Origin of the sequence: Streptomyces sp. NPDC038707, from assembly GCF_040636485.1 — a bacterium.
Taxonomy (GTDB): Bacteria; Actinomycetota; Actinomycetes; order Streptomycetales; family Streptomycetaceae; genus Streptomyces.
Genome location: NZ_JBEZUP010000002.1, coordinates 298,277 through 322,027, shown reverse-complemented (window position 1 = coordinate 322,027; position 23,751 = coordinate 298,277). Strand labels below are relative to the sequence as shown.

20 protein-coding genes are annotated in these 23,751 nt (G+C 73.4%); 5 read left to right on the top strand and 15 right to left on the bottom strand.

The genetic code is table 11. The features are described from left to right. The gene (gene pdhA / locus AB0E62_RS04065; protein ID WP_362187665.1) at positions 1-1,218 is read right to left on the bottom strand and encodes a pyruvate dehydrogenase (acetyl-transferring) E1 component subunit alpha; all 1,218 of its coding nucleotides are present in this window, start codon (positions 1,216-1,218) and stop codon (positions 1-3) included. 542 nt (positions 1,219-1,760) lie between these two features. Between pdhA (AB0E62_RS04065) and AB0E62_RS04060 the strand changes: the two genes are divergently transcribed. Then, positions 1,761-2,777 (top strand): phosphotransferase, encoded by a 1,017-nt coding sequence (locus AB0E62_RS04060; protein ID WP_362187662.1) that lies wholly within the window; start codon positions 1,761-1,763, stop codon positions 2,775-2,777. A 77-nt stretch (positions 2,778-2,854) separates the two neighbouring features. Here AB0E62_RS04060 and AB0E62_RS04055 read toward each other — a convergent pair whose 3' ends face one another. Then, positions 2,855-4,519 carry a protein kinase gene (locus AB0E62_RS04055; protein WP_362187659.1) on the bottom strand — a complete coding sequence of 555 codons (1,665 nt, stop codon included), beginning with the start codon at positions 4,517-4,519 and terminating at the stop codon, positions 2,855-2,857. 343 nt (positions 4,520-4,862) lie between these two features. Here AB0E62_RS04055 and AB0E62_RS04050 point away from each other — a divergent pair, with 343 nt between their 5' ends. Beyond that, complete coding sequence (locus AB0E62_RS04050) at positions 4,863-6,497, top strand: protein kinase (protein ID WP_362187656.1); 1,635 nt, start codon at positions 4,863-4,865, stop codon at positions 6,495-6,497. Between the two features lie 154 nt (positions 6,498-6,651). Here the strand turns inward: AB0E62_RS04050 and AB0E62_RS04045 are convergent, their stop codons facing one another. Beyond that, positions 6,652-7,191 (bottom strand): bacterial proteasome activator family protein, encoded by a 540-nt coding sequence (locus tag AB0E62_RS04045; RefSeq protein ID WP_362188096.1) that lies wholly within the window; start codon positions 7,189-7,191, stop codon positions 6,652-6,654. A gap of 174 nt (positions 7,192-7,365) precedes the next feature. On the opposite strand from AB0E62_RS04045, the gene AB0E62_RS04040 reads away from it, so the two are divergent. Next, positions 7,366-8,232: a hypothetical protein gene (locus AB0E62_RS04040; RefSeq protein ID WP_362187653.1), complete on the top strand. Its 867-nt coding sequence runs from the start codon at positions 7,366-7,368 to the stop codon at positions 8,230-8,232. A gap of 52 nt (positions 8,233-8,284) precedes the next feature. Here AB0E62_RS04040 and AB0E62_RS04035 read toward each other — a convergent pair whose 3' ends face one another. From AB0E62_RS04035 to pdhA (AB0E62_RS04005), 7 genes are all read right to left on the bottom strand, one after another. Further along, positions 8,285-9,265, bottom strand: coding sequence for an NAD(P)H-quinone oxidoreductase (locus AB0E62_RS04035; RefSeq protein ID WP_362187650.1), 981 nt, complete (start codon positions 9,263-9,265; stop codon positions 8,285-8,287). 29 nt (positions 9,266-9,294) lie between these two features. Next, positions 9,295-10,392 carry a potassium channel family protein gene (locus AB0E62_RS04030; protein WP_362187647.1) on the bottom strand — a complete coding sequence of 366 codons (1,098 nt, stop codon included), beginning with the start codon at positions 10,390-10,392 and terminating at the stop codon, positions 9,295-9,297. Beyond that, entirely contained in the window at positions 10,389-11,813 is a 1,425-nt protein-coding gene (locus AB0E62_RS04025; RefSeq protein ID WP_362187644.1) for a molybdopterin molybdotransferase MoeA, read from the bottom strand. Before AB0E62_RS04025 ends, AB0E62_RS04030 begins: the two co-directional genes overlap by 4 nt. Further along, the gene (locus tag AB0E62_RS04020) at positions 11,810-12,724 is read right to left on the bottom strand and encodes an NTP transferase domain-containing protein (RefSeq protein ID WP_362187642.1); all 915 of its coding nucleotides are present in this window, start codon (positions 12,722-12,724) and stop codon (positions 11,810-11,812) included. The genes AB0E62_RS04025 and AB0E62_RS04020 overlap by 4 nt, the downstream gene beginning before the upstream one ends. Before the next feature lie 70 nt (positions 12,725-12,794). Further along, positions 12,795-14,204, bottom strand: a complete 1,410-nt coding sequence (locus AB0E62_RS04015) for a dihydrolipoamide acetyltransferase family protein (RefSeq protein ID WP_362187639.1) — start codon at positions 14,202-14,204, stop codon at positions 12,795-12,797. Continuing rightward, the gene (locus tag AB0E62_RS04010) at positions 14,204-15,208 is read right to left on the bottom strand and encodes an alpha-ketoacid dehydrogenase subunit beta (protein ID WP_362187636.1); all 1,005 of its coding nucleotides are present in this window, start codon (positions 15,206-15,208) and stop codon (positions 14,204-14,206) included. Before AB0E62_RS04010 ends, AB0E62_RS04015 begins: the two co-directional genes overlap by 1 nt. After that, positions 15,205-16,380 carry a pyruvate dehydrogenase (acetyl-transferring) E1 component subunit alpha gene (pdhA, locus tag AB0E62_RS04005; protein ID WP_362187634.1) on the bottom strand — a complete coding sequence of 392 codons (1,176 nt, stop codon included), beginning with the start codon at positions 16,378-16,380 and terminating at the stop codon, positions 15,205-15,207. Before pdhA (AB0E62_RS04005) ends, AB0E62_RS04010 begins: the two co-directional genes overlap by 4 nt. Before the next feature lie 174 nt (positions 16,381-16,554). Here pdhA (AB0E62_RS04005) and AB0E62_RS04000 point away from each other — a divergent pair, with 174 nt between their 5' ends. After that, entirely contained in the window at positions 16,555-17,055 is a 501-nt protein-coding gene (locus AB0E62_RS04000) for an Lrp/AsnC family transcriptional regulator (protein ID WP_362187631.1), read from the top strand. A gap of 2 nt (positions 17,056-17,057) precedes the next feature. Here the strand turns inward: AB0E62_RS04000 and AB0E62_RS03995 are convergent, their stop codons facing one another. Next, entirely contained in the window at positions 17,058-17,645 is a 588-nt protein-coding gene (locus AB0E62_RS03995) for a TetR/AcrR family transcriptional regulator (protein WP_362187628.1), read from the bottom strand. Continuing rightward, positions 17,642-19,156, bottom strand: a complete 1,515-nt coding sequence (locus tag AB0E62_RS03990; RefSeq protein ID WP_362187625.1) for a 3-hydroxyacyl-CoA dehydrogenase — start codon at positions 19,154-19,156, stop codon at positions 17,642-17,644. Before AB0E62_RS03990 ends, AB0E62_RS03995 begins: the two co-directional genes overlap by 4 nt. A gap of 149 nt (positions 19,157-19,305) precedes the next feature. On the opposite strand from AB0E62_RS03990, the gene paaN reads away from it, so the two are divergent. Continuing rightward, positions 19,306-21,000, top strand: a complete 1,695-nt coding sequence (gene paaN / locus AB0E62_RS03985; RefSeq protein ID WP_362187622.1) for a phenylacetic acid degradation protein PaaN — start codon at positions 19,306-19,308, stop codon at positions 20,998-21,000. Here the strand turns inward: paaN and AB0E62_RS03980 are convergent. Genes AB0E62_RS03980 through AB0E62_RS03970 form a run of 3 tightly spaced genes read right to left on the bottom strand, consistent with a single transcriptional unit; the run spans position 20,997 to position 23,751 of the window. Beyond that, positions 20,997-21,749 carry a TrmH family RNA methyltransferase gene (locus AB0E62_RS03980; RefSeq protein WP_362187620.1) on the bottom strand — a complete coding sequence of 251 codons (753 nt, stop codon included), beginning with the start codon at positions 21,747-21,749 and terminating at the stop codon, positions 20,997-20,999. The two genes, paaN and AB0E62_RS03980, sit on opposite strands and share 4 nt — an antisense overlap. Further along, on the bottom strand, positions 21,746-22,954 hold the full coding sequence (locus AB0E62_RS03975; RefSeq protein ID WP_362187617.1) for an HTTM domain-containing protein: 1,209 nt from the start codon (positions 22,952-22,954) through the stop codon (positions 21,746-21,748). Before AB0E62_RS03975 ends, AB0E62_RS03980 begins: the two co-directional genes overlap by 4 nt. Then, positions 22,951-23,751: a DUF5819 family protein gene (locus tag AB0E62_RS03970; RefSeq protein ID WP_362187614.1), complete on the bottom strand. Its 801-nt coding sequence runs from the start codon at positions 23,749-23,751 to the stop codon at positions 22,951-22,953. Before AB0E62_RS03970 ends, AB0E62_RS03975 begins: the two co-directional genes overlap by 4 nt.

Sequence of the window (23,751 nt, the reverse complement as noted above, 5' to 3'; positions counted from 1 at the left end):
TCAGTGACCCCCTTCATCGGCGAACGACGCCTGGTAGGCGGCGAACTGGGCGCGCTCCTCGTCCACGAGCGCGTGTCCGTCCGCGTACACGTTCTCGAAGAGGGCGAACCGGTCCGGGTCGGGCATGGCGCGGACCGCTTCGCGCACTCGTCTGCCCAACGCCTCGGACTCGGTCTCGAGTTCCGCGAAGAATCCCTCGTCCGCGTGGTTCGAGGCCTCCAGATAGCGGCGAAGGCGCAGGATCGGGTCCTTCGCCTCCCAGGCCAGCCGCTCCTCGTCGCCCCGGTAGCGGGTGGGGTCGTCGGAGGTGGTGTGGGCGCCCATGCGGTAGGTGAACGCCTCCACCAGGGTGGGGCCCTCGCCGTTGCGGGCCCGCTCCAGCGCCCACTTGGTGACCGCGAGGCAGGCGAGCACGTCGTTGCCGTCGACCCGGACGCCCGGGAAGCCGTAGCCCTGGGCGCGCTGGTACAGCGGGACACGGGTCTGCCGCTCGGTGGGCTCGGAGATCGCCCACTGGTTGTTCTGGCAGAAGAACACCACGGGGGCGTTGTAGACCGCGGAGAAGGTGAACGATTCGGCCACGTCGCCCTGGCTGGAGGCGCCGTCGCCGAAGTAGGCGATGACCGCCGAGTCCGCGCCGTCCTTGGCCACGCCCATCGCGTAACCGGTGGCGTGCAGCGTCTGGGAGCCGATGACGATCGTGTACAGGTGGAAGTTGTTGCTGTTCGGGTCCCAGCCGCCGTTGTTCACGCCGCGGAACATGCCGAGCAGGTTGGTCGGGTCGACGCCGCGGCACCAGGCGACGCCGTGCTCGCGGTAGGTCGGGAAGACATAGTCGTCCGGACGGGTGGCACGGCCCGAGCCGATCTGGGCGGCCTCCTGTCCCAGCAGGGAGGCCCACAGGCCCAGCTCGCCCTGGCGCTGCAGTGCGGTGGCCTCGGCGTCGAAGCGACGGGTGAGCACCATGTCGCGGTACAGGCCGCGCAGTTCTTCGGGGGTGATGCCGGCGACGTAGGCGTCGTACTCGGCGTTCCCGACCCGCTCGCCCTCCGGGGTCAGGAGCTGCACGAGGCCGGGCTCGGTGCTCTTCTTCGCGGTGCTGCGGGTGCTGCGGGTGGTGCGCTTGGTGCCGGTGGCTCCGGTCTTGCTGCCGGTGGTGCCGGCCTTGCCTGCGGCGGTGCGTCGCGGCTTGCGCGCGGCACTGCTCTCCACGGTCACGTGTGCTCCTCCGTCGTTCCGGCCCCCGGGGTTGCCGGTAGGCCAGTGCGGCTCACCTGTTCCGACCACCGGGCACGGGGTGGGTGCCACTCGGCCGGGAACAGGCGTGACAGGTGCCCCGGCGAGCGCCCTGCAACCATCACGTTACCCAGTGCCCCACATTTCTGTGAAACCCCGTTTGACCTGCGTTTTTGCTTGGATTTCCAAGTAAATCGAGGCGATGGGAAAGCGCGCTGGTCACAGCCTTGCGACAGGCCCGAGCATGCGCACGTTATCCCGCCGACCCAGGTGACGGGAAGACTTCCATGTGAAACAGGACTCGCACCCGAAGCAGGAGAAATCCCGTTATTACCGGGCGGTTACCGGGGCGCGGAATGCGCGGGCGTCACCCGGGGCCCGGCACTGTCACTCGTATGTACGAGCGGAAGCCCGCGCCGCGACCGAATGCGACCGTCGGCGACAGTGTGTGACAACGCCCAGCTCACAGGGGACGCTCGTGCCCTACCATCTGGCGCGTGCCGCGCTCATGTGTACCACCTGCCGTGCCTCACGCGCCCCCTCTGGGCGCCCTGCTGCGCCTGTACGCCGCGGGGACCGCCCTCACCTGCGAGCCGGTCGACCAGGGGCTGCTCAACCGCGGCTACCGGCTGCGCACCACCCGCGGCCGCTACTTCCTCAAGCACCACTTCGATCCGGACACCGCCGACCCGGCCGCCATCGAACGCCGGCACCGGGCCACCCAGCGCCTCGCCGACCTCGGCGTCCCGGTCGCCCCGCCGCTCGCCCACCGCGAGGGCCGCACGGTCGCGGTCGTCGGCGGTCACGCCTACGCCCTGCACCCCTGGATCGACGGCGGACACCGGCACGGCGGCCAGCTCACCCGCGCGGAGAGCGCCCGCCTCGGCGCGCTCCTGGGCGCCGTCCACGCCTGCCTGGAGCGGGTGATGCCACCCAAGGGCCGGACCAGGCCGGCGACGAGTCCGCACCCCGTCGAGAGCGCCGACCCGGCCGACACCTTCGCCCTCATCGACGACCTGCTCGCGCAGGTGCGCCGGCACCGGCCCGCCGACGCCTTCGACGAACTCGCCCGGCACCGGCTGCTGGAGCGCCGCGCCCTGCTGGAGCAGCACGCGGGCCGGCGCCCGCCGCGCGGCGGCCCGGTGGGCTGGGTGCACGGCGACTTCCACCCGTTCAACCTGCTCTACAAGGACGACGCCCCGGCCGCCATCGTGGACTGGGACCGGCTCGGTGTGCAGCCGCGCGCGGAGGAGGCCGTCCGCGCCGCCGCCATCTTCTTCGTGCGGCCCTCCGGACGGCTGCACCTGCCGAAAGTGCGTGCCTACGCGCGCGCGTACCGGCGCGCGGCCGGTGCCACCCCCTCGGAGCTGACGGCGGCCGTGCACCGCGTGTGGTGGGAGCGGCTGAACGACTTCTGGATGCTGCGCTGGCACTACGAACGCGGCGACACGCGCGCGGACTGCCAGTTCCCGGCCGCGTCGGCGCTCGCGGTGTGGTGGACGCGCGAGTACGACGCGGTGTGCGACGCGTTCGTGCGGTGAACGGCGCTCGACCGGCCTACGGCGACCGGGCCGGCGTCACCTCAGGGTGTCGCCGGCCCGGTCGCGGGGAGTTCGCTTCAACCGGTGGTCTCGCCGTCGGCGGTGGTGCCGCCGGTGGTGGTCGTGATGCCCTCGCCGGTGGCGCCGCCGTCGGTCGTGGCGCCCTCGTCCGTGCCGCCGTCGCCCGTCCCGCCGGTGTCGGTGCCGCCGTCGCCGGTGCCTGCGTCGGTCCCGCCGTTCACCGTGTCCGTCGGCTGCGACGGCGTGTTCTGCGGGGTCGAGGGCGCGTTGCTCGGCGGCGGGGAGGCCTGCTGCGACTGGGTGTACGACGGCGTGTTCGCCGGCGGCCACTTGGAGCCGCCGCCGCCACCGCCGCCGGTGGACGAGCCCCCGGTGCTGGTGCCGGGATCCACCGACTCCTCGGTGTGCTCGTCCGACGGGGTCGGCGTGGGCGACTCCTTCTTCGTGTTCTTGGAGTGGGTCGTCGTCGGCTTGGTGTCGCTGCCCTTGCCGCCGTCACCGTTCGCGTTGTGCAGCGCCAGCGCCACACCCGCCGAGATCGCGATGACCGCGAGGACGGCGAGGATCCACAGCTTGCCGCGTCCGCTGCCCCTGTTGCCGTGCCCCTCGAAGCCGCCGTCGTCGCCGTTGCCGTAGCCCGTGGGCAGGATCGGCTGCGGGATCTGCGCCGTGCCGCCCGCGTCCACCGGGTGCGGCATGACGGTCGTGCCCGCGAAGGCCGCCGACGGGGCGGTCCGGCCGTCGGGCGCCTCCACCGGGCCGGTGTTCCAGGTGCCGGTGTGGCCGCCCTGCTCGTACAGCATCTGCAGGCCGTACTGGACCAGGCCGCGCATCTCCTCGGCGGTCTGGAACCGGTCGTCGGGGTCCTTGGCGAGGGAACGCATCACCAGGCCGTCCAGCTCCGGCGGGCAGGTGCCTGCGGTGACCTGGGACGGCGGCACCGGCATGTCCTGGACGTGCTGGTAGACCACGGAGAGCGGGGTCTCGCCGGTGAAGGGGGGCCGGAGCGAGAGCAGTTCGTACAGCAGGCAGCCGGTCGCGTACAGGTCGGAGCGGTGGTCGACGGCCTTGCCGAGCGCCTGCTCCGGGGAGAGGTACTGCGGGGTGCCCATGACCATGCCGGTCTGCGTCATCGTCGTGGACGCCCCGTGCAGGGCGCGGGCGATGCCGAAGTCCATCACCTTGACGGCACCGCTGTGGGTGATGATGACATTCGCCGGCTTGATGTCACGGTGCACGATGCCGTGCTGGTGCGAGTAGGCGAGCGCCTCAAGCACCCCGGAGACGATGATCAGGGCCTGCTCGGGGCCCGGCGCCTCGGCGTTCATCAGCAGGTCGCGGATGGTGCGGCCCTCGACCAGCTCCATCACGATGTACGGCACGGACTGGCCGCCCACCGAGTCCTCGCCGGAGTCGTACACGGCGACGATCGCATGGTGGTTGAGACCCGCGACCGACTGTGCCTCACGGGTGAACCGCGCCTTGGAGACCGGGTCTTCGGCCAGGTCCGCGCGGAGCAGCTTGACCGCGACCGTGCGGCCCAGGCGGACGTCCTCCGCCGCGAACACCTCGGCCATGCCGCCCCGGCCGAGCCGGTGCGTGAGCCGGTACCGGCCGTCGCCGACGAGCCCGCCGTTGCCCCACAGCTCCGGCGCGTCCGACATGCCGCCGCCAGTCGCCTCGGGGTCGGACGGGCCCTGAGAGCGCTGCGTCTGTGCCATCAGTCCTCGCCGTCGTTTCTGCCCGCGGTGCGCGCGGTGTTGTTACGGTCTCCGTCGGCCACGCTACAGCCTCCATGGGGGCCGCCGGTCCGGAACCGCGACCGGGACGGACCCGAGACGGACCGGTCATGAAACCTCCAGCAGCCGCTGTCGTGCAAATTCCGTGCGCCGCTCACGGGTCCCCTGTAACGCTTGCGCGACGCTTCTTGCGCGTACGGTCACGGAACGGGCACCGAGCTTGACGTGTCGGTGCCCTCCGGCAGACTTGGCCGGGAATGAGACATCTGATCAAGGCCTGTTCGCTGGATCACGGCGCCGGACGGCCAGTGGGGGACGCGGAGAGATGAGCCAGCACGGCGCACCGGGCCGGTACGCGGGGCAGGCCCTGGCGCAGGGCCGCTACCAGCTGCGCGACCTGCTCGGCGAGGGCGGCATGGCCTCGGTGCACCTGGCCCACGACACGGTGCTGGACCGTCCGGTCGCGATCAAGACCCTGCACACCGAACTCGGCCGGGAACCGGCGTTCCGCGAGCGTTTCCGCCGCGAGGCGCAGGCCGTGGCCAAGCTCACGCACACCAACATCGTCTCCGTCTTCGACACGGGCGAGGACGAGCTGAACGGCATGGCCACTCCGTACATCGTCATGGAGTACGTCGAGGGCCGGCCGCTGGGCTCGGTCCTGGAGGAGGACATCCGGCGGTACGGCGCGATGCCCGCCGAGAAGGCGCTGAAGGTCGCCGCCGACGTCCTCGCCGCCCTGGAGATCAGCCACGAGATGGGGCTGGTCCACCGGGACATCAAGCCGGGCAACGTGATGACGACCAAGCGCGGTGTGGTCAAGGTCATGGACTTCGGCATCGCCCGCGCCATGCAGTCCGGGGTCACCTCGATGACCCAGACCGGCATGGTCGTGGGCACCCCGCAGTACCTCTCGCCCGAGCAGGCCCTCGGCCGGGGCGTGGACGCCCGCTCCGACCTGTACTCGGTCGGCATCATGCTGTTCCAGCTGGTCACCGGACGGCTGCCGTTCGACGCGGACTCGCCGCTGGCCATCGCGTACGCGCATGTGCAGGAGGAGCCGGTGGCGCCCTCCTCGGTCAACCGCTCGCTGCCGCCCGCCGTGGACGCGCTGGTCGCCCGGGCGCTGAAGAAGAACCCGAACGAACGCTTCCCGACCGCCGAGGCCATGCGCACCGAGTGCCTGCGCATCGCGGCCTCCCTCCAGGCGGTCCCGCCGAGCATCGTGCCGGACGCCGGGCCGCGGCAGAGCGGTGCGGGCGTCGGCTCGGCGGTGTTCCCGCCGGTCGGCCAGGCGGCCGCGGCCCAGCAGGGGCAGCCGCGCACGCCCTACCAGCCGGCTCCCGCACCGGCCCCGAACCCGTACGGCCACCAGGCGCCCGCCCCGGCCTACGGCTACCCGCCGCAGGCCGGCTACCCCACCCCGCCCGCCGCGTACGGCCCGCGAGGTGCCGCCCCGACCCCGCCGCCGTACACGACGACGCCCCAGCCGTCCCGCCCGGGCGGCGGCTCCGGGCGCCGCAGGCGGCCGGTGGTCATCGGCTCGGTCGCGGTGGCGGCCATCGTGGTCGCCGGGGTGGTCGTCGCGCTGACGCTGAAGGACGGCGGCGCGGAGGCCAAGGGCGGGAGCAGCGCCGCCACGGCGTCCGCGTCCCACCGGGCGGGCTACCGCGGACCGGACCACTCGCGGCAGATCGACGCGAGCGAGTGCACCGATCCGCAGGAGTCGTGGCACGACTCCGCCAAGATCGAGCTGCCGGACTTCCGGTACAAGGATCTGGACTCCGTGAAGAAGTGCCTCCAGGCCGCGGGCTGGCAGTGGAAGATCGACCACGACGACGACAACACCTGGGGCGAGGGGACCGTCCTGAAGCAGTTCCCCGCGCAGGGCGCCGATGTCGATCCCGACGACGTCGGCACCATCGAACTGAGCGTGTCCACGGGCAATCCCCCGCTGTGAGCGACGGGCGGGGCGCTCCTCGGCGGTGACCGGCGGCCGGGGCGCGGTCCGCACGCGGCGGTCCCGGGCTCCACGGAACAGGGCGAGGGGCCCGGCGGTCGTCCGCCGGGCCCCTGTCGGGTCGTAGTCGGGTCGGGTGAGGTTCGGGCTCGGACTACAGGTACGGGCCGCCCGAACGGCCGCCCGCGTGGTGCTCGTCGCCGCCCTCGCCACCGGCCATGCCCGGCGGGAGCGCGCGGCGCATCTGCTCCAGCTGGGCCCGGGCGGCCATCTGCTGGGCGAACAGCGTCGTCTGGATCCCGTGGAAGAGGCCCTCCAGCCAGCCCACCAGCTGGGCCTGCGCGATCCGCAGTTCCGCGTCGCTCGGGGTGCCCTCGTCGGTGAACGGCAGGGAGAGCCGCTCCAGTTCCTCGACCAGCTCGGGAGCCAGGCCGTCCTCCAGCTCCTTCACCGAGCTGGCGTGGATCTCCTTCAGCCGCACCCGGCTGGCCTCGTCGAGGGGAGCCGCCCGCACCTCCTCCAGCAGCTGCTTGATCATGCTGCCGATCCGCATGACCTTGGCCGGCTGCTCCACCTGCTCCGTCACCGGGGTCTCACGAGAGTCCTCGTCCCCGCCGCCGAGTGCCATTCCGTCCTGACCCACGACGAGGATCTGGGGATTCTCCGGCGACCGTTCGTTCCTCGGCATCTCCATGCCGTCATTCTCTCGCATGCCGTCACCTCCTCACCGTGGTGCCCCCGCGTGGCGCCGATCCGCCGTTTCGCCCCGACGGACCAATCCGGAATGCCCCCTTGCGGAGGTGATGTGAGGCTGATTCCCGTCGGTTGTTCATCGGTCACGACACCTGGGCTCCGGGAGGTCACCGACGTGACTCCACGCCTGCGACGCACGCTCCGCTGCCTGCGGCTGCCGGCCGTCCTCACGGCGGCGGCGCTGCCGTGGTGCGGCATCGCCGCCGTGTACGGCGGTCCGCCCGCCCACGCCGCCGAGCCGGGCCCGCCCCCCGCGTCCGCCCCGCACCACGGTGAGGAGCGGCAGGCACCCGCCGGGGCCGCGTCGCCGGGGCGGACGGTGCCCAGGCACCCGTCCCCGGGCCACTCGGCCGACGGCCGCTCCGCCGGACCGCACCAGCGCCCCCATCGGCCGGAGCCGGACCACGGTTCCCCGGGCGGGCAGCACCCGCAGCGAGACCATACGGACCGGGACGACCCGGACCGGGACCACGCCGGGCATGCGGGCCACGAGCGGCCGGGCCGCGACCGGCCCGGACGGGGGCCGTCCGCCTCCGCCGGCCCCGCGCGGCAGGGCCCGGCCACCCCGGTGCCCATGCCGTCCGACTCCGCCTCGGCCTCGGTCCGCCCTTACCGCTCCCTCGCCTGGACCGAGCCCACCCGGGCGGGCAGCCGGGCCGGTGAGGGCCGGCTGCGCCCGGGCCGGCCGGACCGGCTCGCGGCCGAGCCGGAGGACGAGGGCCGCTCCGCCACCACCACCCCGGCCGTCCAGCCGGCGGAGCCGGAGACCACGGACGTGCCCGCGGCCTCCGAGGCGCCGGCCCAGAAGGCCGGACCCGGCTCCGGCACGCCCGCGCCGCGGCCCGGCACCCGGCAGGCGGCCGGGCAGAGCGAGACCGCCACGGAACCGGCCCTGCGGATCCTGCCGCTGGGCAGCGGACTGGTCCTCATCGGGACGGGCCTCGGACTGGCCCTACTGGGCCTGAGACTGCGCAGAAGCTGACCGGCCGGCCCGACGGAACATCCTGCCGAGCGGCACGCCGGCCCGGCAGCCGCTACGACGTCACCAGCAGCACCTTGCCGATGTGCCCGCTCTCCTCCACCAGCCGGTGCCCCTCGGCCGCCTCCGGCATCGGCAGCTCACGGTCCACGACCGGCCGGACGCGCCCGGCGGCCAGCAGCGGCCACACATGCTCGCGGACGGCCGCGACGATGGCCGTCTTCTCCTCCAGCGGACGCGCGCGCAGCGAGGTCGCGCTGATCGCGCCCCGCTTGGCGAGCAGCGCGCCGATGTTCAGCTCGCCCTTCGCACCGCCCTGCATGCCGATGATCGCGAGGCGTCCGTTGACGGCGAGTGCCTGGACGTTGCGGTCCAGGTACTTGGCCCCCATGTTGTCGAGGATGACATCGGCGCCCGCGCCGTCGGTGGCCCGCCCGATCTCGGCGACGAAGTCCTGCTCGCGGTAGTTGATGAGCACGTCGGCGCCCAGCTCGGCGCAGCGGTCCAGCTTCTCCTTCGTACCGGCGGTCACCGCGACGCGGGCGCCGACCGCCTTGGCGAGCTGGATCGCCATGGTGCCGATGCCACTGGAGCCGCCGTGCACCAGCAGCGTCTCGCCCGGCCGCAGATGCGCGACCATGAACACGTTGGACCAGACCGTGCAGACCACCTCGGGCAGCGCCGCCGCCTGCCGCAGGGAGAGGCCCTCGGGCACCGGCAGCAGCTGACCGGCCGGTACGACGACCTTCTCGGCGTAGCCGCCGCCCGCGAGGAGCGCGCACACCCGGTCGCCGACGGCCCAGCCGGAGACGCCGGGGCCGAGCGCGGCGATGGTGCCGGAGCACTCCAGGCCGGGGTAGGGGGAGGCGCCGGGCGGGGGGTTGTAGAAGCCCTGGCGCTGGAGGATGTCGGCACGGTTGACGGCGCTGGCCGCCACCTCGACCAGCACCTCGCCCTCGCCGGGCACCGGGTCCGGGACCTCCGTCCAGACCAGCGCCTCGGGACCACCGGGTTGGGAAATTGTGATCGCGTACATGCGGGTGACGCTACTCCCCGCCGGCCCGGTCAGTCGTGAGGCAGGGGACGGGTGTCCGGAGTGACCTGGTTGCCCGGGGTGGCCCGGACGATGGCGATGAGCCGGTCGGTCAGCTGGAGGGTGCCGACGGACGGATCGTCGTAGCCGAGCACCCGGTGTCCGCGTACGACGCTCAGCACCAGGTCGTCCGTCTCGCGCGGGGTCTTGCCCACCTCGCCGCGCACCACCGGCCGCTCCACGAGGTCCAGCCCGCTGCCCTGCTGGATGAGGTCCTCCATCACCATGCCGGCGGCCGGGCTCAGCACGGACAGCCCGAGCAGCCGGCCGGCCGCGCCGGAGCTGGTGATGACGGCATCGGCGCCGGACTGCCGCAGCAGCGGGGCGTTCTCCTCCTCGCGGACGGCGGCCACGATCTTGGCACCGCGGTTGAGCTGGCGGGCGGTCAGGGTGACGAGGACCGCGGTGTCGTCGCGCTGCGGAGCGATGATGATCTGCCGCGCCTTGTGCACCTCGGCCCGCTTGAGCACATCGCTGCGGGTGGCGTCGCCTATGACCCCCGCGAAGCCCTCGGCGGCCGCCGCGTCGATCGCCTTGGAGCTGGGGTCGACCACGACGACCTGCTCCTTCTTCAGTCCGGTCGCGCAGACGGTCTGGATGGCCGACCGTCCCTTGGTACCGAAACCGATGACGACGGTGTGATCGCGCAAGACGGACCTCCAGCGGTTCAGGCGCCATTCCTCACGGGTGCGTTCGGTGAGGACCTCCAGCGTGGTGCCGACCAGGATGATCAGGAACAGCACGCGCAGGGGCGTGATCAGAAAGATGTTGGTGAACCGGGCACCGTCACTGACCGGGGTGATGTCGCCGTATCCCGTGGTGGAGAGGGTGACGGTCGCGTAGTAGAACGCGTCGAGCAGGTCGACGGAGCCGTCCGCGTTGTCGTGATAGCCGTCGTGGTCGGCGTAGACGATCAGCGCGGTGGCCACCAGCACCGTCAGGGCCATGACGAGCCGCTTGACGACCTGGCGGATCGGGCGCTCCACCACTTTCCTCGGGAGTTTCACCCGATGGGTCACCAGGTGCTCGTCCGCCTGGCGGGCGATGGCGTCATGACCCGGAAGTTTCACGTGAAACACACCCCGATTCCGGCGGTCGCCCATGGCAGGTCCAGCAGCTCCGCCTCCTCGCCCTGTCCGGCCCCGCCCGGCGGTACGACGGCCAGCGCGTCGGCGGCGGCGATGCCGCGCAGCATCGCCGGGCCGTTGTAGTGCAGCGGCACGGCGTGGTCCCCGCGCAGCACCACGGGGATGAGACGGGTGTCGTACGGATGCCCCTGCGCCGCTTCCTTGAGGGGCAGGGTGTACGGCTCGGGGGCGGGGCGGGCGGCCAGGGTCCGCAGCAGCGGCTCGGCGAGCGTGAGCAGGCCGGAGACGGCCGCGAGCGGGTTGCCGGGCAGTCCGACGAGGTGCTGGTCGTCCTTGGTGCGGGCCAGCAGCATGGGGTGGCCGGGGCGCACCTTGACGCCGTCGACGAGGAGTTCGGCGCCGATGCGTTCGAGGACGGGATGGACATGGTCGACGGGCCCGTGGGCGGTGCCGCCGGTGGTGATGACGAGGTCGGCCCGGGAGGCGGTGACCGCCTTGCGCAGGGCCCGGGCGTCGTCGCCGATCCGGCGCACGGCGAGGACGTCGGCGCCGAGCGCGCGCAGCCAGGGCGGCAGCATCGGGCCGAGCGCGTCCCGGATCAGCCCGTCGTGCGGCAGGCCCTCGGTCAGCAACTCGTCGCCCAGCACCAGGACTTCGACACGGGGGCGGGGGACGGCGGTGACCGTGTCGTAGCCGGCCGCCGCGGCGAGGCCCAGGACGGCGGGGGTGACGAGGGTGCCGACGGGCAGCAACTGGTCACCGCTGCGGCATTCCTGGCCTCGGGGGCGGATGTCCTGGCCGTGGAACAGCTCGCGGGTGGGGTGCAGCCGGCCCTGGGCGTCGGTCCGGCCGTGCTCGGTGCGCAGGACGGCGGTGGTGTCGGCAGGAACGCGGGCGCCGGTGGCGATGCGGACCGCCGCGCCGTCGGTGAGCGGCTCGGGCTGGGCGTGCCCGGCGAGCACGCCGTCCTCCCGTACCTGCCAGGGGCCGGGACCGGCGACCGCCCAGCCGTCCATTGCCGAGGTGTCGAAGGAGGGCAGGTCGGTGAGGGCCTCCAAGGGGGCGGCCAGGACCAGTCCGAGGGCGTCGCCGAGGGGCACGGAGACGGGGGCGCGCCGGACCCCGGCGGGGGACTCCGCCGGGCCCGGCCGGCCGGGGGCGCGCACGGTACGGGCGGCGCGGGCCGCGATGGCGCGGGCGTGGGGCCAGGAGGTGGCCGTGTGCCGCTCGGCAGGGCGCTCGCCGGGCTGTCGCGCGGCCGGTCCGCCGGGCGCGCGGGCCGGGCCGTCGTCTCCGGGCTCCCTGTGGGGTTCCCGCACCAGCGCCAGGGCCTCCTCGACGTCGAGGTCGTCGGTGTCGGCGGCGGGGGCCCCGGCCGGCGTGCCGGGGGCGGGGGCGGTCATCCGGCGTCCGGGGCGCTCGGGCCCCCGTCGCGCACGCTCTTCCCGGACTTGTCGTTTTCCTCTTGCCAGCGCAGGGCCAGCGCGGCGGCCTTGCGCGCGGCCTCGGCGACGGCCTCGGGGCCGCCCGCGCCGCGCGCCGCGGCGTAGCCCACGAGGAAGGTGGTCAGCGGGGCGGCGGGGCGGGCCACGCCGTGGGCGGCGTCACGGGCCAGGTCGAGCAGGACGCCGGTGTCGACGTCCAGGTCGATGCCCAGCTCGTCCTTGACTGCGGAGATCCATTCATCCAACACGTAGCCATGCTCCCTGATGCGTGCCCTGGCGTCGGCGATGTCGTCCCAGGTGTCGCAGTCGAACGACGCGAGCGGGTCCGGGACACGGGTGAGGCGGAGGGTGTCGGTCAGCCGGCGCAGGGGCAGCCCGGTCAGGCCGTCGTGGGCGGCGGCGAGGGCGGCCAGCTGACGGTGCACGGCGGCGGTGCGGTAGGCGGCCACGAGCGGCTGGTCGCGGCCGTCGGCGTCGGTGAGCAGCGCTGCGTCGGCGCCGGTGGACCGAAGGGCGGCCAGCAGCCGGTGGAGCGTGCCGGGCCGCAGGAAGGGCAGGTCGGCGGAGAGGACGACGGTGTGTCCGGCGGTGGTGTGCCGCAGTCCGGCCGCCAGCGCGGCGAGCGGCCCGCCGCCGGGCGGTTCCTCGCGGGTCCAGCGCACCGGCCGGGCGGTGGGCCGGGGCGCGGCCACGACGACGGTCGTCCGGGCGTCCGCGCAGGCCGCGAGCACCCGGTCGAGCAGCGCCCGGCCGCCGACGCGGACACCGGGCTTGTCGGCGCCGCCGAGCCGCCGGGCGGCACCGCCGGCCAGTACGACGGCGTCGTACGGTGCGGGTGTCCCGGGGGCGGCGGGCGCGGCGGCGGTCACCCCACGAGTATGTCCCGTCGGCCCCTCCTTCCGGGCCGGGTGCGGGTCACAGGATGCGCACGCTGTTCTTTCACAGGGTGCGCAGCAGAACCGCGGGCTGTTCCACGCAGTCCGCCACGTACCGCAGGAAGCCGCCCGCCGTGCCGCCGTCGCACACCCGGTGGTCGAAGGTGAGCGAGAGCTGCACGACCTGCCGGACGGCCAGCTCACCCTCGTGCACCCACGGCTTGGGCACGATGCGGCCGACGCCGAGCATGGCCGCCTCGGGGTGGTTGACGATCGGCGTGGACCCGTCGACTCCGAAGACTCCGTAGTTGTTCAGCGTGAAGGTGCCGCCGGTGAGTTCCCCGGGGGTCAGCGTCCCGGCCCGGGCGGCCTCGGTGAGCCGGGCGAACTCGGCGGTCAGGGACTCGGCGTCGCGTGTGTGGGCGTCCCGGACGACCGGTACGACCAGCCCGCGCCCGGTCTGGGCGGCGAAGCCCAGGTGGACGCGGTCGAGCCGGACGATCTCGCGGGCCTCGGTGTCGACGGTGGAGTTCAGCTCGGGGAACCGGGCCAGCGCGGCGGCGCAGATCCGGGCGAGCAGCGCGAGGAGGGAGATCCTGGGGCCCGTGGTGGCGTTCATCGCCGTGCGGGCACGCAGGAGTTCGGTCGCGTCGGCGTCGACCCAGCAGGTGGCGTCCGGGATCTCCCGGCGGCTGCGGGAGAGCTTGTCGGCCACGGCGCCGCGGACGCCCTTGAGCGGGATCCGCACCGCGCCCTCGGCGCGGGCCGGCTGCGCGGGGGCCGTCACGGACGGTTCGCCGGACGTGGCCACGGGAGCCGGTGCCGCCCGGCCGCCGAGTGCGGCCACGGGAGCCGGTGGCGCCTGGCCGCCGGCCGTCCCCGCGCGGGCGGCCGGGGCGCGCAGGGCGTTCTCCACGTCCGCGCGCAGGATGAGGCCGTCCGGGCCGGAGCCGGTCAGCTGCCGCAGGTCGACGCCGTTGTCCCGGGCGAGCTTGCGCACGAGCGGGGAGATCACGGGGACCGGGCCCGCGGCGGGCGCGGGGGTGGCCGCGGGCGGGGGCGCCGGCGCGGCCACGGGCGCGGAGGAGGCGGTCTCGGCGGTTGCGGGGCGCCGGGCCTGCCCGTCGGCGAGGGCCGTGCCCGCCCGGACCCGGCGCCTGCGGGCCGCCGGTGCCTGGGTGCCGTAGCCGACCAGGACGTTGCCCGAGCCCTCGGGGCTTTCCTCCGGTTCGCCGACGGCGACCGTCAGCAGCGGGGCGCCGACGGGCAGTTCGGTGCCTTCCTCGCCGTAGCGGGCGGTGACCACACCGCCGTAGGGGCAGGGCACCTCGACCATCGCCTTGGCCGTCTCCACCTCGACCACCGGCTGGTCGACGGCGACCACGTCACCGACCTGGACCAGCCAGCGGACGATCTCCGCCTCGGTGAGCCCTTCGCCGAGGTCGGGCAGCTTGAACTCCAGCACGTGAGCCATCAGACCTCGGCCTCCCACTGCAGCCGGGCCACGGCGTCCAGGATGCGGTCGACGCCGGGCAGGTGGTGCCGCTCCAGCATGGGCGGCGGGTAGGGGATGTCGAAGCCGGCCACGCGCAGCACCGGTGCCTCCAGATGGTGGAAGCAGCGCTCGGTGATCCGGGCCGCGATCTCGCCGCCCGGCCCGCCGAACCCGGTGGACTCGTGGACGACGACCGCGCGGCCGGTGCGCCGCACGGACGCGCAGACCGTCTCGTCGTCGAAGGGCACCAGGGAACGCAGGTCGATCACCTCCAGGTCCCAGCCCTCGGCCCGGGCGGCCTCGGCGGCCTCCAGGCAGACCGGCAGCGAGGGGCCGTAGGTGATCAGTGTGGCGCTGCTGCCGGGGCGGCGCACCACCGCACGTCCGATGGGCTCCACGTCCGCGGGCCGCTCGGGGTTCCAGGTGTCCTTCGACCAGTACAGCCGCTTGGGCTCCAGGAAGACCACCGGGTCGTCCGAGGCGATGGCCCGGCGCAGCAGTCCGTAGGCGTCGGCGACAGTGGCCGGGGTGACGACGTGCAGGCCCGGGGTGGCCATGTAGTAGGCCTCGGAGGAGTCGCTGTGGTGCTCGACGCCGCCGATGCCGCCGCCGTAGGGGACGCGGACGGTGATCGGCAGGGGCATCCGGCCGCGCGTGCGGTTGCGCATCCGGGAGACGTGGCTGACCAGCTGCTCGAACGCCGGGTAGGCGAAGGCGTCGAACTGCATCTCCACGACCGGGCGCAGGCCGTACATCGCCATGCCGACGGCGGTGCCGAGGATGCCGGCCTCGGCGAGCGGGGTGTCGGTGCAGCGGTCCTCACCGAACTCCTTGGCGAGCCCGTCGGTGACGCGGAAGACCCCGCCGAGGGTGCCGACGTCCTCGCCGAGGACGTGCACGGTGGGATCGGCGGCCATGGCGTCGCGCATCGCGCGCGTGAGCGCCTGGGCCAGGGTGGCGGGCTTGACCGCGACGGTGGTCATCGGGCGCCGCCTTCCCGCGTGCCGGGTTCCCCGCCCGCTCCGCCGGACTGCTCCTGCTCGGCTTCCAGCTCGGCCCGCAGCAGCGCGCGCTGTTCGCGCAGCTGGGCGGTGGTCTCGGCGTAGACGTGGTCGAAGAGGTCCATGGGGTGGAGTTCGGGGTCCCCGTTCATGTGGGCGCGAAGGGCGGCGGCCATGGTCTCGGCGTCCTGCCGGGCGGCCTCGATGCCGGCCTCGTCCAGCAGCCCGCGCGCGGTCAGTTCGCGTTCCAGCAGCTCGACCGGGTCGTGGGCGCGCCAGGCCGCGACCTCGGCGTCCTCCCGGTAGCGGGTGGCGTCGTCGGCGTTGGTGTGGGCGTCCAGGCGGTACGTCACCGCTTCCACCAGGGTCGGACCGCCGCCCGCGCGCGCGTGCCGTACGGCCTCGCCGAGGACCTGGTGCACGGCGACGGCGTCGTTCCCGTCGACCAGCCGGCCCGGCATGCCGTACCCGACGGCCTTGTGGGCCAGGGAGGGCGCGGCGGTCTGTTTGGCCAGCGGGACGGAGATGGCGAAGCCGTTGTTCTGGACCAGGAAGACGACCGGGGCCTGCCAGACGGCGGCGAAGTTCAGCGCCTCGTGGAAGTCGCCCTCGCTGGTGCCGCCGTCGCCGACCATGGCCAGGGCCACCACGTCGTCGCCCTTGATGCGGGCGGCATGGGCGAGCCCGACGGCGTGCGGCAACTGGGTGGCCAAGGGGGTGCTGAGGGGGGCCACCCGGTGGGCGTAGGGGTCGTAGCCGCTGTGCCAGTCGCCGCGCAGCAGGGTGAGCACCTCGGCCGGGTCCACGCCGCGGGCGACGACGGCGAGCGTGTCGCGGTAACTGGGAAAGAGCCAGTCGCGCTCCTCCAGGGCCAGGGCGGCGCCGATCTGGCAGGCCTCCTGACCGGTGCTGGACGGGTAGACGGCGAGCCGGCCCTGCTTGGTCAGGGCGGTGGCCTGCGCGTTGTAGCGGCGCCCGCGGACCAGCGCGGCGTAGAGCCTGAGCAGCAGGCCGGGGTCGGCGTCGGCGGCCGATCCGGTGCCGAGGACGCGGTACGGCTCGGCGTCGGGCAGCAGCGGCGCGGGGTCCAGACGGGGCTGCCAGGCGGGCGGCGGCGACGGCCGGTACGCGCCCCGCTGCTCCAGAACCGTCATGACGGCACCTCCTCGTGGGAGCGGCTACGGAGACGGATCGGCTGTGACCCGTCTCACCCACCGATTGTTCGGTCGGTGGGGCATTTTGGCTACAGGCACCCCGAGGCTGTGGACAAACGGTTCTCCACAGCCTGGAATGAACGCAGGACGTCCACGGCGAGGAAGCGGGGGGACATGGCGCCTGAACAAATGGCCGACGGCCCGCAGGCGGAGGGCGCGCTGCCGCCACCGCGCCCGCTGGACGCCATCGACCAGGACATCCTGAGGATCCTCCAGGCGGACGGCCGCGCCTCGATACGGTCCGTCGCCGAGCGCGTCCACGTCTCGCGCGCCAACGCCTACGCACGGATCAACCGGCTCGTCGAGGACGGGGTGATCCGGGGTTTCAGCGCCCGCGTGGACCACGAGCGGGCCGGTCACGGCACGTCCGCCTACATCACGCTGAAGATCGTCCAGAACAGCTGGCGCACGGTCCGCGAGCAGCTCCGGCAGCTGCCCGGCGCCTCCCACATCGCCCTGGTGGGCGGCGACTTCGATGTGCTGCTGCTGGTGCACACGCCGGACAACCGGGCGCTGCGCGAGCTGGTGCTGACCCGGCTCCAGGCGATCCCCGAGGTGCTCAGCACCCGCACGCTGCTGGTGTTCGAGGAGGAGGACCTGGAGCCGGACGCCTGAGGTCAGCCCCGGCGCAGCCCCGAGAAGACCAGCTGCACGACGGCGTCGGCCACGTCCCGGTCGCTGGCGCCGCGCACGTCCGGCCGGTACCACTCCACGATGGAGTTGATCATCCCGAAGACCAGCCGGGTGGCGAGCCGCACCTCCACGTCGCCGCGTATGTCGCCGTCGGCCGCCGCGGCCTTCATCAGCTCGGCCACCCGGTGGTCGAAGTCCCGGCGCCGCTCCAGCGCCCACCGCTCGGTCTCGGTGTTGCCGCGCACCCGCAGCAGCAGTGTCACGTACGGCAGTTCCGCGGTCAGCACCTCGACCATGCGGCGCACGACGTGCTCCAGCCGGTCGGCGGCACGCCCCGCGCGCGCGTGCTCCTCCTCCAGGATCGCGAACAGGCCGTCCAGGGCTCGGCTGACGGCCCGGCGCAGCAGCTCCTCCTTGCCGCTGACGTGGTGGTAGATCGACGACTTGGAGATGCCCGCCGCCTTGGACAGGTGCTCCATGGAGGTGCCGTCGTAGCCGCGCTCGTTGAAGACCCGCACGGCGACGGAGAGCAGCGTCTCGGGGGTGTAGGTGTCGCGTCTGGCCGTGGTCATGAGGTGCTCTCCCGCCGGTCGTTGGCATAGGCGTGACGGTAGAGCGCGAGGGAGGGCGCGTAGCGTCCGGAAGGGTCGCGCTCGTGCATCTCGTCCAGGATGTCGAAGGCGAAGTCGCGGCCGAGCCTGCGGTCCCACTCGAAGGGCCCGAGCGGGTAGTTGACGCCCAGGCGCATCGCGGTGTCGATGTCCTCCTCGGTCGCCACGCCCTTGGCCACGGCGTCATGGGCGAGGTCGATGATCCGGGCGACCGTGCGCGCGACGATCATGCCGGGGACGTCGCCGATGACGCTGACGTCCTTGCCGAGCGCCTGGAAGAGCCCGGTGGCCTCGGCCAGGGTCCGCGGCGAGGTGTCCTGGGAGGCGGCCAGGGCGATCCGGGTGGCCTTCCGGTAGTCCAGGGCGAGGTCGAAGTAGACGACGTCCCCGAACTCGGAGGAGGTCTGGCCGTCGGCCAGGACCAGGTCGCCGCCGCCGGGCAGCACCAGGCGGGTGCCCTGGTTCTCGTCCTCCTCGCGGACCTCGATGCCCGCCTCGCGGATCAGCGTCAGCAGCTCGGCCGCCGGGCCCAGGCCGCCCTCGGCGACGACATGGGCGGGCGGCCGCTCCTTGTCGGCGGTGTGCGGCTCGGGCCGCTCGGCGCCCTCGGCGTAGTCGTACCACCCGCGCCCGCTCTTGCGGCCGAGCCGCCCGGACTCCACCAGCCGGCGCTGGGCGAGGGAGGGCGTGAAGCGCACATCCTGGAAGAAGGACTGCCACACCGAGTGGGTGACGGACTCGTTGACGTCCTGGCCGATCAGGTCGGTCAGTTCGAAGGCGCCCATCCTGAAGCCGCCCGACTCCCGCAGGACCGCGTCGATGGTCGCCGGGTCGGCGGCCTGCGACTCGTAGACGGCGAACGCCTCGGCGTAGAAGGGGCGGGCGATGCGGTTGACGATGAAGCCGGGGGTGTCGGCGCAGGCCACCGGGGTCTTGCCCCAGGCACGGGCGGTCTCGTACGCGCGCGTGGCCGAGGAGAAGTCGGTGGCGAAGCCGGAGACCACCTCCACCAGCGGCAGCAGCGGCGCCGGGTTGAAGAAGTGCAGGCCGACGAAGCGGCCCGGGTGGCGCAGGGCACCGCCGATGGCCGTCACCGACAGCGAGGAGGTGTTGGTGGCCAGCAGGCAGTCCTCGGCGACGATCTCCTCCAGCTCGCCGAACAGCCGCTGCTTGACGTCCAGCCGCTCCAGGACGGCCTCCACGACCAGGGCGCAGTCGGCCAGTTCCGCGAGGCCGTCGGCGGGCGTGAGGCGGGCGCGGGCCGCGTCCCGGTCGCCGGCGGGGAGCCGGCCCTTCTCCACGAGCCGGTCGAGCCGGGCGCCGATCGCTTCGGCCGCGTCCCGGGCCCGCCCGGGGACGGCGTCGTACAGCCGTACGGGATGACCGGCGACCAGCGCGACCTGGGCGATGCCCTGGCCCATGGTGCCGGTGCCGACGACGGCCACGGGGCTGCTGAGGTCGAGTGCTGTCATGTGCGCGATCCTCCCGCACGACGTTTTCCACAGATGCGCCGGACCCCCTTGTCCCGACCGATCGTTCGGTTACTCTAGCTCTGACGGGCAGCCCCTGCCCAGGTCACGGACTCGACGAAGAGGCTCTCCAGACGAGGAGTTGGTCCCGCATGGCCGCCGAACCGACCGCCCACGAGCTGCTCCGGAAGCACCGGCCCACGCTCGACCAGGCGCTGGAAGCGATCCGCACGCGCGCGTACTGGTCCCCGCACCCCGAGCACCCCAAGGCGTACGGCGAGAACGGCAGCCTCGACGCGGCGGCGGGCAAGGCCGCCTTCGACGTCCTGCTGGGCAACCGCCTCGACCTCGCCGACCAGCCGGGCACCGACGACTGGGTGGGCGGTGAGGTCTCCCCCTACGGCATCGAGCTGGGCGTGACCTACCCGCACCCGGACATCGACGTGCTGCTGCCCGCGATGCGGGCCGGGCAGCGCGCCTGGCGGGACGCGGGCCCGGAGCTGCGGGCCGTGGTCTGCCTGGAGATCCTCAAGCGGATCAGCGACCGCACGCACCAGTTCGCGCACGCGGTCATGCACACCTCCGGCCAGGCGTTCATGATGGCGTTCCAGGCGGGCGGCCCGCACGCCCAGGACCGCGGCCTGGAAGCGGTGGCGTACGCGTACGCGGAGCAGATCCGCACACCGGAGCAGGCCGAGTGGACGAAGCCCCAGGGCAAGCGCGACCCGCTGGTCCTCACCAAGCGGTTCACCGCGGTCCCGCGCGGCATCGGCCTGGTCATCGGCTGCAACACCTTCCCGACCTGGAACGGCTACCCGGGCCTGTTCGCCTCCCTGGCCACCGGCAACGCGGTCCTGGTCAAGCCGCACCCGCGCGCGGTGCTGCCGCTCGCGCTGACCGTCCGGATCGCCCGGGACGTGCTCACCGAGGCGGGCTTCGACGCGAACCTGGTCGCGCTGGCCGCCGAACGGCCCGGCGAGGGCATCGCCAAGACCCTCGCGCTGCGCCCCGAGATCAGGATCATCGACTACACGGGGTCGACGGCGTTCGGCGACTGGCTGGAGACCCACGCCCACCAGGCGCAGGTCTACACGGAGAAGGCCGGCGTCAACACGGTGCTCGTGCACTCCACGGACGACTACCAGGGCATGCTGTCCAACCTGGCGTTCTCGCTGTCCCTGTACAGCGGCCAGATGTGCACCACCCCGCAGAACCTGCTCGTCCCCCGCGACGGCATCGCCACCGACCAGGGGCACAAGACCTTCGACGAGGTCGTCGCCGACCTCGCCCGCGCGGTCGACGGCCTGCTCGGCGACGACGCGCGCGCGAACGCGCTGCTGGGCGCGATCGTCAACCCGGACGTCAAGGCCCGGCTGGAGGCCGCGGCCGGCCTCGGCGAGGTGGCCCTCGCCTCCCGCGAGATCACCCATCCGGAGTTCCCGGACGCGGTGGTCCGCACTCCCGTCATCGTCAAGCTGGACGGCGCCAAGCCGGACGACGAGGCCGCGTACATGAGCGAGTGCTTCGGCCCGGTCTCCTTCGCGGTCGCCGTCGACTCGGCGGCCGACGCCGTGGAGCTGCTGCGCCGCACCGTCCGGGAGAAGGGCGCGATGACGGTCGGCGCGTACACCACGGACGCCGCGACCGAGCAGGCCGTGGAGGAGGTCTGTCTGGAGGAGGCGGCCCAGCTCTCCCTCAACCTGACCGGCGGGGTCTACGTCAACCAGACGGCCGCCTTCTCCGACTTCCACGGCTCCGGCGGCAACCCGGCGGCCAACGCGGCCCTGACCGACAGCGCCTTCGTGGCCAGCCGCTTCCGGACGGTGGAGGTGCGACGGGAGGCCTAGATGAGGGGCGCGCCCCCGGTCGCGCTCCAGTGGTACAGCGTCATGGCCACGCTGGTGGCGAGGTTGTAGCTGGAGACCTGGGGGCGCATCGGCAGGCGCAGCAGGTGGTCCGCGCGGGCACGCAGCTCGGCCGAGAGACCGGTGCGTTCCGAGCCGAAGGCCAGTACGGCGTCGTCCGGCAGCCGGGTGCCCCGGATGTCCTCGCCCTCCGGGTCGAGCGCGAACAGCGGCCCGGCGGGCAGGCCGGCGAGGTCCAGGCGCTCCACGGCGGTCGCGAAGTGCAGTCCCGCGCCGCCGCGCACCACGGTGGGGTGCCAGGGGTCGAGCGTGCCCGTGGTCACCACCCCCGTCGCCCCGAAGCCGGCGGCCAGCCGGATCACGGCACCGGCGTTGCCCAGGTTGCGCGGATTGTCCAGCACCACGACGGGGGCGGTGCGGGGCGTGCGGGCGAGCGCGCGCAGGTTCGCCTCGCGGGACGGACGTACGGCGAGGGCGGCCACACCGGTCGGATGCGGGCGGGGCACGAGGGCGGCGTACTCACGCGCGGACACCTCCGTCAGCAGGGCGTCCAGAGTGCCGTGGACGTCGCCCGCCAGTTCCTCGGCGAGGCCGAGCGCCGCCTGCCGGTCGGTGGCGACCGCGACCGGCACCTCGGCACCGAAGCGCAGCGCGTGCTTGAGGGCGTGGAAGCCGTCGAGCAGGACGGCGCCCTGGGCGTGCGCGCGCCAGCGGCTGAGCGGGTCGGTCATGCGGTGAACCCTACGTGGTCGGCCGTTCCCTCCTCCGGCGAGCGCGGTGCCGGGACCGCGCCGGCCCTCCGGGTGAGCCGTCCCCGCGCGCGTTCCGCGAGGTCGCCGAGGCGGCGCAGGAACGACGTCGGCAGGAACACCGCGTCGGCGGCGATCATCGCCAGGGAGAAGAACGGCAGGCCGAGGACGACCGCGATCACCGCGTGCTCGGTCATCATCGCGATCAGCAGGACGTTCTTGACCCGCCGGTTGAACAGGGTGAACGGGAAGGCGACCTGCACCATGACCGTTCCGTAGGCCACGATCAGCATGATCGTGCCGCTGGAGGACATCAGGTCCGCGAGCCCGGGCCAGGGAGAGAAGTAGTCCAGGTGGAGCGGGTAGTAGACGGCGGTGCCGTCCTGCCAGCGCGAGCCCTGGACCTTGTACCAGCCGGCCGTGGCGTAGATCAGACAGGCCTCGGCCATGATCACGACCAGGGCGCCGTTGTGCAGGACATTGGCGATGACGTCCAGCAGGAGCCGGGGATCCCGCCCGGCCGCCCACCGCCCGACGGCCCACCACAGACCGAGTCCCGCCCACACCGTCCACAGCAGCACCAGGATCTGCCATCCGTTGTCGAACCGCCCGGTCAGCGTCGCGGTGCCGAGCGCCAGGCCGAGGACCGCCCACAGCACCGGCCCCACCAGGTCGGCGCGCACCCGCTCGCCACGAGCGCGCGCCGCCGCGTCGCGGGCCGCGCGGCGGGCGTCGAGGGACCACACCTGTCCGCAGCGCGTGAACACCAGGTAGATCGACATCAGGTGCAGGACGTTGTCGCCGCCGTCACCGACGAAGACGCTGCGGTTCTGCAGCGACAGCACGCCCATCATGAACAGCAGGGACGAGGTCCGGGTGCGCCAGCCGAGCGCCAGGGCCGCGGCGGCGAGGAGGGCCAGCGCGTAGCAGATCTCGAACCAGAGCCGCCCGTCGGACCACAGCAGCGCCGTGAAGGCGTGGTTGTCCGCGGTCAGCTGCTTGGCCAGGTTCCAGCCCCACGGCCCGGAAGGACCGTACAGCTCCTGCCGGTGCGGGAACTCGCGCAGCAGGAACAGCAGCCAGGTCCCGGCGAACCCGATCCGGATCACGGCGCTCTGGTACGGCCCGAGGGCGGCCCCGGTCACCCGGGCGATACCGGCGGACAGCTTCAGGGAGAGACGGTTCACCGCACGCCTCCCGCGGCCTCGTCGGACGTCACGGACCACCAGGGCAGCACGCGGTAGACGGGCTTGTCGTACACGCGCTCACGGCTCCAGGGCGGCGGCTGCACATTGGTGGTGCTGGAACGGACCTGCACGCGCTGGATCACGCCTTCCCGGCTGGTCGGATCGCTCCGGTACAGGCGCATCACCACGATCCGGCGCAGGTACTGTTCGGACAGCGAGCCGCGCAGACCCACGGCGCGGTTGTCGGTGTCGTGCGTGGAGGCGAAGAAGTCCCAGGCCCGGCGCAGCTCGTTCTGCTGGGTGTGGCTGGGCGCCAGGTTGCCGTCGATGGCTGCGCCGTCCTCGGCGGACAGGTCGGTCCACCCGGTGATGCGCAGCCCGCCGTCGCGCATCCGCACCTCCGCGCGGACCTGTACGGCGATGTTCTGCTGGAGCGGGTTCGGGGCGAACAGCTTCCAGTTCTGCTCGAACTCGGGGTCCACCCACCCCTGTATCGCCTCGCCATGCTGCTTCGTCACGGTGTTGGAGGGCGCGAGGGTGAGGAACACCATCAGCAGATGCACACCGGCGGTCACGGCGATCACCGCGAGGACGAGCGCGGCGACGACCTGGTATCCGGTGGAGAGAGCGGCCACACCGACACGGGGTCCGGTCCCGGCACCAGCGGCACCGGACTCGAACGCGGACCCACCGGTACGAGGGTCGGCCCAGGCGGCCCCGACGCGGGGATCGGAAGCGAAGATCCCGGTACCGGGCTCAGTCCCCGTACCAGCGGTGCCGGGCTCGGGTACGGCCAT

Excerpts from the sequence above, each read along its gene's own strand:
- AB0E62_RS04055 (WP_362187659.1), bottom strand. The coding sequence starts at position 4,519 with ATGGCACAGACGCAGCGCTCTCAGGGCCCGTCCGACCCCGAGGCGACT.
- AB0E62_RS04050 (WP_362187656.1), top strand. The coding sequence starts at position 4,863 with ATGAGCCAGCACGGCGCACCGGGCCGGTACGCGGGGCAGGCCCTGGCG.
- AB0E62_RS04045 (WP_362188096.1), bottom strand. The coding sequence starts at position 7,191 with ATGGAGATGCCGAGGAACGAACGGTCGCCGGAGAATCCCCAGATCCTC.
- AB0E62_RS04035 (WP_362187650.1), bottom strand. The coding sequence starts at position 9,265 with ATGTACGCGATCACAATTTCCCAACCCGGTGGTCCCGAGGCGCTGGTC.
- AB0E62_RS04025 (WP_362187644.1), bottom strand. The coding sequence starts at position 11,813 with ATGACCGCCCCCGCCCCCGGCACGCCGGCCGGGGCCCCCGCCGCCGAC.
- AB0E62_RS04015 (WP_362187639.1), bottom strand. The coding sequence starts at position 14,204 with ATGGCTCACGTGCTGGAGTTCAAGCTGCCCGACCTCGGCGAAGGGCTC.
- AB0E62_RS04010 (WP_362187636.1), bottom strand. The coding sequence starts at position 15,208 with ATGACCACCGTCGCGGTCAAGCCCGCCACCCTGGCCCAGGCGCTCACG.
- pdhA (WP_362187634.1), bottom strand. The coding sequence starts at position 16,380 with ATGACGGTTCTGGAGCAGCGGGGCGCGTACCGGCCGTCGCCGCCGCCC.
- AB0E62_RS04000 (WP_362187631.1), top strand. The coding sequence starts at position 16,555 with ATGGCGCCTGAACAAATGGCCGACGGCCCGCAGGCGGAGGGCGCGCTG.
- AB0E62_RS03995 (WP_362187628.1), bottom strand. The coding sequence starts at position 17,645 with ATGACCACGGCCAGACGCGACACCTACACCCCCGAGACGCTGCTCTCC.
- AB0E62_RS03990 (WP_362187625.1), bottom strand. The coding sequence starts at position 19,156 with ATGACAGCACTCGACCTCAGCAGCCCCGTGGCCGTCGTCGGCACCGGC.
- paaN (WP_362187622.1), top strand. The coding sequence starts at position 19,306 with ATGGCCGCCGAACCGACCGCCCACGAGCTGCTCCGGAAGCACCGGCCC.
- AB0E62_RS03980 (WP_362187620.1), bottom strand. The coding sequence starts at position 21,749 with ATGACCGACCCGCTCAGCCGCTGGCGCGCGCACGCCCAGGGCGCCGTC.
- AB0E62_RS03970 (WP_362187614.1), bottom strand. The coding sequence starts at position 23,751 with ATGGCCGTACCCGAGCCCGGCACCGCTGGTACGGGGACTGAGCCCGGT.